The organism is Actinomycetes bacterium, assembly GCA_022599915.1.
GTDB lineage: Bacteria > Actinomycetota > Actinomycetes > S36-B12.
Genome location: JAHZLH010000019.1, coordinates 87,228 through 94,687, shown reverse-complemented (window position 1 = coordinate 94,687; position 7,460 = coordinate 87,228). Strand labels below are relative to the sequence as shown.

The following is a 7,460-nucleotide window of genomic DNA, read 5'->3' as shown; positions in this document are numbered from 1 at the left end:
TGACGACAGCCATGCACCACCTGTATAGCGCCCTCTAAAGGACCTGACATCTCTGTCAGTAAACGCTGTATGTCAAGCCTAGGTAAGGTTCTTCGCGTTGCATCGAATTAAGCCGCATGCTCCGCCGCTTGTGCGGGCCCCCGTCAATTCCTTTGAGTTTTAGCCTTGCGGCCGTACTCCCCAGGCGGGGCGCTTAATGCGTTAGCTGCGGCGCGGAAAACGTAGATAGTTCCCCACACCTAGCGCCCACCGTTTACGGCGTGGACTACCAGGGTATCTAATCCTGTTTGCTCCCCACGCTTTCGCTCCTCAGCGTCAGTATCGGCCCAGAGACCTGCCTTCGCCATCGGTGTTCTTCCTGATATCTGCGCATTCCACCGCTACACCAGGAGTTCCAGTCTCCCCTACCGAACTCTAGTCTGCCCGTATCGAATGCAGGCCCGGAGTTAAGCTCCGAGTTTTCACATCCGACGTGACAAACCGCCTACGAGCCCTTTACGCCCAATAAATCCGGACAACGCTTGCGCCCTACGTATTACCGCGGCTGCTGGCACGTAGTTAGCCGGCGCTTCTATTGCAGGTACCGTCACTAACGCTTCGTCCCTACTGAAAGAGGTTTACATCTCGATGTACTTCATCCCTCACGCGGCGTTGCTGCGTCAGACTTTCGTCCATTGCGCAATATTCCCCACTGCAGCCTCCCGTAGGAGTCTGGGCCGTGTCTCAGTCCCAGTGTGGCCGGTCGCCCTCTCAGGCCGGCTACCCGTCGTCGTCTTGGTAGGCCATTACCCCACCAACAAACTGATAGGCCGCGGGCCCATCCCTCACCAGAATCCTTTCCACGTCCTCGGATGCCCGAGGTCGTGAATATCCGGTATTAGCCCCGGTTTCCCGAGGTTATCCCAGTGTGAGGGGTAGGTTGCCCACGTGTTACTCACCCGTTCGCCACTCTCTGCTTCCCGAAGGAAGGTTCTCGTTCGACTTGCATGTGTAAAGCACGCCGCCAGCGTTCGTCCTGAGCCAGGATCAAACTCTCCGTGAATGTTTCATGGTTCCGGCCCTAAGGCCGAAGAAACGACCCGGAGGTCGATCTAGCTGAACAGTGCCATCCGGAGATGGTCACTGCTAAAAAAGCAGGCGATAGACATCCGAGGATGTCATCGCCTGAAAGGAATCCATCTGCAGAGGCAGGTCTAGGACCAGCCCCCGAGACGGGTTTGCTTGGCATTGACTTTCGGCACACTGTTGAGTTCTCAAGGAGCGGACGCGCACTAAATCAGGCTTTCAGCCGTTTTTTAGGGCAACCCCTCAAAGTTACGCAGGTTCTTGACCGAAGTCAATACCCCTCAGCAACTTTTCTGTGGGAGGCTGGGAAACTCCCAACCGTTGCGACCTTCTGATTTGTTCCCAAACCTCGGGCCGCGCATAACTGTACGACTTGCTTGAAAGCCAGGTCAAATCGGGGTCATTCAGACAGCCCAACCCCGAGCGGAGCAGGCACAAGAATCGTCCGGATTCACTCGCTGCCATCGAGCAAAGGTCGGGAAAGCCAGCCGGCAACGCCCCCGGCAATACCGAGCACGCGACAGTTGGTGGGACACAGCAATCGGGTAAGAATCCAGCGCTAGTTCAGCGCGCTAGCGTCGACGCCAGCCATCGACTTGCGGCCACGCCGCAGTACCAGCCAGCGGCCGTGCAGCAGGTCTGCTGGCCCCACTTCGCGATCAATGTCGCTGACCCGCTCATTGTTGAGATAGGCACCGCCCTCATTGATGGTGCGCCGAGCTGCACCAGTCCCCTTGACCAGACCGGTCTTGGCGAACAGTTGCACGAACGGCACGGCACCGGTGTCACCGAGGTCTTCCGCCGTGACGGTGTAGCCGGGCGCTTCCGCCAGCGCTGCCGCCAGGGTGGCGGGGTCAGAGTCGCTGAGCTCACCGCGGCCGAACAGCGCCGCAGATGCAGCCTGTACCGCAGCAGTAGCAGCCGCACCGTGCACCAGCGTGGTCATCTCCTCCGCCAGCGCTCGCTGGGCTTCCCGGGCACCTGGTCGCTCAGCCATGGCTGTGGCCAGTTCCTCGATATCGGCTCGCGACTTGAAACTGAACACCTTCAGCCAGCGGATAACGTCACGGTCGTCAGCGTTGATCCAGAACTGGTAGAAGGCATACGGGCTGGTGCGGTCGGAGTCCAACCAGACAGTGCCGGTTTCGGTCTTACCGAACTTCTGGCCGTCGGCTTTCACCAACAGCGGGGTGGTGAGCGCGTGTGCGTGCTCCCCGGTGATACGTCGAATCAGATCGGTGCCAGCAGTCAGGTTCCCCCACTGGTCTGACCCGCCGGTTTGCAGTTCACAGTTGTGATCGCGGAACAGTTGCAGGAAGTCATACGACTGCAACACCTGGTAGGAGAACTCGGTGTAGGAGATGCCACCACCGGCTAGCCGGGCAGCCACCGCTTCTCGGTCCAACATTCGATTTACTGAGAAGTGCTTGCCGACGTCGCGCAGGAACTCAATGGTGTCGAGCTGCGAAATCCAGTCGAGGTTGTTGACCATCTGCGCAGCTGCGGGGCCGTCGAAGTCGAGGAACCGGCGCAGTTGCGCCTCAATCCGGCCAGTCCACTCTGCCACCACGGCGGGATCATTTAGCGTCCGTTCGCCGGTCTCTTTGGGGTCACCAATCAATCCGGTGGCACCACCCACGAGCGCCAGCGGGCGATGTCCAGCCAACTGCAACCGCCGCATCGTGAGAATCTGCACAAGATTTCCCAGGTGCAGGCTGGGAGCGGTGGGGTCGAAGCCGCAGTAATAAGTAATCGGACCCTGTTCCATACGATCTCGCAGCCGATCAAGATCGGTGGAATCGGCGATCAGGTCCCGCCACTGCAGGTCGTCGATAAGTTCCGCTGTCACTGTGCTCCCCAGTCCATCGCCGCGATTGTTGCAGGTCGGCGTGCGGTGCCGAGTCGCTGCTACCAGTGTGGCACCGTTCAATCCCCGAATCTAAGTACGGCAAGCGCCAGCGCGCCCGGGGAGACTCCGGGATGACCGGTGGCTACCTGCCGGCGCGCCGGGCGCTGACTTGGCTGCGGAGTTGCTCGATCTGCTCTGCCACTCGCTGCGGAGCCGTACCGCCCACAGTGTTCCGCGAGGCCAGTGAGCCGGAAATCAATAGCACCTCGCGAACCTGGGGGGTGAGCATCGGGGAGACCGACGCGAGTTCGGCGTCAGTGAGTGCTTCTAGTTCCACCCCACGGCCCTCAGCAATCCGCACGCACCCGCCTGCTGCTTCATGCGCTTCTCGGAATGGCATGCCGTGGCGCACCAACCATTCGGCGATATCAGTGGCTAGGGCGTAACCACCGTCCGCCGCAGCCGCCATCCGGTCAGTGTTGAACTGCAGTGTGGCAACCATTCCGGTGAACGCCGGTAGTAGCACCTGCAGCTGCGTCACCGAGTCGAAGACCGGTTCTTTGTCCTCTTGTAAGTCGCGATGATAGGCGAAGGCTAGGCCCTTCAAGGTGGCCAAGAGTCCAGTCAGGTTGCCGATCAGTCGGCCAGCCTTGCCGCGGGCCAGTTCAGCGGCGTCTGGGTTCTTCTTCTGCGGCATGATGCTGGAACCGGTGGAGAAACCGTCATCCAACCGCGCCCAAGAGAACTCAGCTGACGCCCACAGCGACACCTCTTCGCCGATCCGGGACAGGTGCACACCGATCATTGCCGCGACGAACAGGAACTCGGCGGCAAAGTCGCGGTCGCTCACCGCGTCAATCGAGTTACCCAACACCGAGTCGAAGCCCAGCTCAGCTGCAACTGCTTCCGGATCCAAGCCGAGCGAAGACCCAGCCAACGCACCCGCACCCATGGGAGACCGAGCCGCCCGCTTGTCCCAGTCCCGCAGTCGTTCCACATCGCGCAACAAGCCGTGGGCGTGCTTGGCTACCTCGTGGCCAAACGACACTGGCTGCGCCCGTTGCAGGTGGGTGAACCCCGGCGCGGGCGAGTCAACGTGATTACTCGCTTGCTCGATCAGAGCATCCACGAGGTCAAGAACCAGCGAGGTCAGACTCTGCGCCTGATCGCGCAAATACAGTCGAAAGTCGGTGGCGACTTGATCGTTGCGACTGCGGCCCGCGCGCAGTTTCCCGCCGAGTTCCGGGCCTAGTCGTTCCACCAAGCCGCGTTCCAGCGCAGTGTGCACGTCCTCATCTTCCGGGATCGGAAGGAACGACCCGGCATCGACGTCCACTGCGAGTTCCTGCAGTCCGGCGATCATCCGGTCCAGTTCGTCGTCGCTGAGCAAGTTCGCCCGGTGCAACACGCGAGCGTGCGACTGACTCTGCTGCAGGTCATAGGGCGCCAGCACCCAGTCGAACTGTGTGGAGCGGCTCAACTCCACCATCGCCGCGTGCGGGCCGCCGGCGAACCGACCACCCCACAGCCGGGCTGGTGAGTCTTCCGATTTCTCAGCCATTGCGACCCTCCCGTTGGTCCCGAGCCGCAGCCAAGGTACTGGGTAGCCCGAACAAGTCGATGAAGCCTTTCGATTTGGACTGGTCGAAAGTGTCACCGGTGTCGTAGGTGGCCAAGTTGAAGTCGTAGAGCGATTCATTGCTGCGCCGCCCGGTGGGTACTGCTCGGCCAGCGTGCAGGGTGAGCCGGACGTCGCCGGAAATGGGCAGATTCGCTTCAGCCACGAAACCGTCCAAGGCCCGCTTCAACGGCGAGAACCACAACCCGTCGTAGACCAACTCACTCCACCGCTGCGAAACGCTGGCGTAGAACCGCGCCAGATCCTTTTCCACGGTGACGTTTTGGAGTTCATTGCGGGCCGTCATCAAGGTGATCGCACCAGGAGCCTCATAGACCTCCCGACTCTTGATCCCGACCAAGCGGTCCTCCACGATGTCCAGCCGCCCAATTCCATGGGCACCTGCGCGCCGATTGAGCTGCTCGATGGCCTGCAACATCGTGACCGGCTCACCGTCCAGTGCCACCGGGACACCACCCTCGAAACTGATGACCACTTCATCGGCGTCTCGCGGCACAGTCGGATCGTCGGTGTAGTCATAGACGTCTTCGATCGGGGCGTTCCAGATGTCCTCGAGGAAGCCAGTTTCGATGGCACGACCCCAGACGTTCTGGTCAATGGAGTACGGCGACTTCTTGGTCACGTCGATCGGCAGGTTGTGCTTCTCAGCGAACTCGATGGCCAGATCGCGAGTCATGGCATAGTCACGCACTGGGGCGATGCAGTTGAGGTCGGGCGCCAGGTTGGTGATGCCAACTTCGAACCGCACCTGATCATTGCCTTTACCGGTGCATCCGTGGGCAACGATGTTCGCGCCGTGCTTGCGAGCCGCAGCAACTAGGTGCTTCACAATCAACGGCCGGGAGAGTGCCGACACCAGCGGATAGGTGCCCATGTACATGCCGTTGGCCTGCAACGCCGGCAAGCAATAGTCGTCGGCGAACTCGTCGCGCGCGTCGGCGACCTCAGCCGCCACCGCACCGCACCCAATCGCACGCTCACGGATGACCTCAAGGTCTTCGCCACCCTGACCGACATCGACCGCGACCGCGATCACTTCGGCACCGGTTTGTTCGGCAATCCACCCGATCGCGACACTGGTGTCCAATCCCCCGGAATAGGCCAATACCACTCGATCCGTCATTTATCCTCCATGGTGTTGATAGCGCTTCCGGCAATCGCCGGGGTCACGGGCGCACCCGCTGATTGACAAGTTCCAAAATTCGATCCGCCACCGCTGGCCCGCCATCGGTGTCCCTGGTCACCAACAGCACAGTGTCGTCACCAGCGACAGTTCCGATCACCTCGGGCAAAACGGTGTGGTCAATAACGCTGGCCAGGTATTGCGCGGCTCCAGGTGGGGTGCGTAGCACGACGATGTTGCCCGAAGCGTCGGCGCTGATCAGGATTTCCTCACCCACCCGAGCCAGCCGCTCACCACCGGTTGCGGCCGCATCCGGTCCAATCAGCGAGTCATCGGCACCCTCACCCGGCACCGCGTAAATCAGTTCCCCTTGCGGACCGGGAATCTTGCCGGCTCGCAGTTCGTCCAGGTCTCGACTCACCGTGGCTTGGGTGACCTCGATTCCTTCGGCCTGCAGCAATTCGATCAAGTCCGCCTGGGAGCGGACCGGGTGTAGCTGCAGGAGTTCGGCGATTCGCAGCCGCCGGGCATTCATAGTGCGGGGCAGATTCATGACGCCAACTCCCGCGCCGCGGCCAGGATCGTCGGAAGGGCGTCAGTGAAGGACTGCGCCTCGGCCGCCGACAGGATCAGTGGCGGCGCCAGCCGCACCGCATCCGGGCGGACTGCGTTGACGAGGAAGCCGTGATCCCGGGCCGCCTGCTCTACGGCCGGGGCCTGCGGGTCAGTCATTTCAATGGCACGCCACAGTCCGGTGCCGCGCTGACCAGCGAGCCACGCATCATCGGTGGCGTCGATGCCAGCAGCCAGCGACTCGCCAACGGTGGTGACAGAGGCGAGCAAGTCGTCAGCCTCGATCGTGTCAATGACCGCCAACGCAGCAGCGCAACTGATCGGATTACCGCCAAAGGTGGTGCCGTGGTCACCAGGGCGCAGCAGGTCACCTGCTGGGCCCGTAGTCAGAACGGCACCCAGCGGCAGCCCACCAGCCAGGCCCTTCGCCAAGGTGATGACGTCCGGCATGACCCCTTGGGCGGTGCTGGCGAACCAGTCGCCGGTCCGGCCGATGCCAGACTGCACTTCGTCAACGACCAATAGGGCCCCCGCGGCGTCGCATAACCGCCGCGCTTCGGCCAGGTAACCTGCTGGCGGTGCGACGACACCGCCCTCCCCCAGCGTCGGTTCCAGGAACACCGCGGCGACGCTGTCATCGATCGCTGCGGCCAGCGCGGACGCGTCGCCGTAGGGAACGAAGGCCACCGGATCCGGCAGCGGAGCGAACGGGTCTCGCTTGGCAGGGTTGCCGGTGATCGCCAGGGCTCCCATGGTGCGCCCATGAAAGGAGCCCTCGGCGGCAATGACCCGCAGTCGACCACCGCTGGGATCACTGCTCCAGCCGTGTCGGCGGGCAATCTTGAACGCTGCCTCGTTGGCGGTGGCCCCGTCTTGGGAGAAGAACACCCGCGCGGGTGCGCCGAGTAACCCCACTAGTCGTTCCGCCAACAGCAGAGCGGGTTCTTGGATGTAGAGATTGCTGCAATGCGCCAACTGGGCTGCCTGCCGCGCTACCGCTTCCGTGATGGCCGGATGAGCGTGACCGAGCGAGGACACTGCGATACCCGCCAGCAGATCCACATACTCCCGGCCATCTACATCGACTACTCGACAGCCCTTGCCATGGTCGAGTGCGATTGGTGGGGTGCCGTAGTTGGCCATCATGACCGCGTTCCAGCGCGCCTGCATCGTCTGGTTGTTGCTGGGGTTGGTCATAGCGAGTCCGCCTG

The 7,460-nt window shown here is 62.0% G+C and carries 5 protein-coding genes and 1 rRNA gene; all 6 read right to left on the bottom strand.

Annotated features, from left to right (window positions below; genetic code table 11):
* A 16S ribosomal RNA gene (locus K0U62_03640) occupies positions 1 to 1,042 on the bottom strand; the annotation flags it as partial.
* A gap of 582 nt (positions 1,043 to 1,624) precedes the next feature.
* A complete protein-coding gene (tyrS, locus tag K0U62_03635; protein ID MCH9800612.1) occupies positions 1,625 to 2,914 on the bottom strand; it encodes a tyrosine--tRNA ligase in 1,290 nt (429 codons plus the stop codon).
* Between the two features lie 142 nt (positions 2,915 to 3,056).
* Positions 3,057 to 4,475 (bottom strand): argininosuccinate lyase, encoded by a 1,419-nt coding sequence (gene argH / locus K0U62_03630; GenBank protein ID MCH9800611.1) that lies wholly within the window; start codon positions 4,473 to 4,475, stop codon positions 3,057 to 3,059.
* Positions 4,468 to 5,676: an argininosuccinate synthase gene (locus K0U62_03625; GenBank protein ID MCH9800610.1), complete on the bottom strand. Its 1,209-nt coding sequence runs from the start codon at positions 5,674 to 5,676 to the stop codon at positions 4,468 to 4,470. Before K0U62_03625 ends, argH begins: the two co-directional genes overlap by 8 nt.
* 43 nt (positions 5,677 to 5,719) lie before the next feature.
* Entirely contained in the window at positions 5,720 to 6,229 is a 510-nt protein-coding gene (locus K0U62_03620) for an arginine repressor (GenBank protein ID MCH9800609.1), read from the bottom strand.
* A complete protein-coding gene (locus K0U62_03615) occupies positions 6,226 to 7,446 on the bottom strand; it encodes an acetylornithine transaminase (GenBank protein MCH9800608.1) in 1,221 nt (406 codons plus the stop codon). Before K0U62_03615 ends, K0U62_03620 begins: the two co-directional genes overlap by 4 nt.
* Positions 7,447 to 7,460: the final 14 nt, after the last annotated feature.

Bases quoted from the DNA above. Each gene is read 5' to 3' on its own strand.
- argH (MCH9800611.1), bottom strand. From the start codon at position 4,475: ATGGCTGAGAAATCGGAAGACTCACCAGCCCGGCTGTGGGGTGGTCGG.
- K0U62_03625 (MCH9800610.1), bottom strand. From the start codon at position 5,676: ATGACGGATCGAGTGGTATTGGCCTATTCCGGGGGATTGGACACCAGT.
- K0U62_03620 (MCH9800609.1), bottom strand. From the start codon at position 6,229: ATGAATCTGCCCCGCACTATGAATGCCCGGCGGCTGCGAATCGCCGAA.
- K0U62_03615 (MCH9800608.1), bottom strand. From the start codon at position 7,446: ATGACCAACCCCAGCAACAACCAGACGATGCAGGCGCGCTGGAACGCG.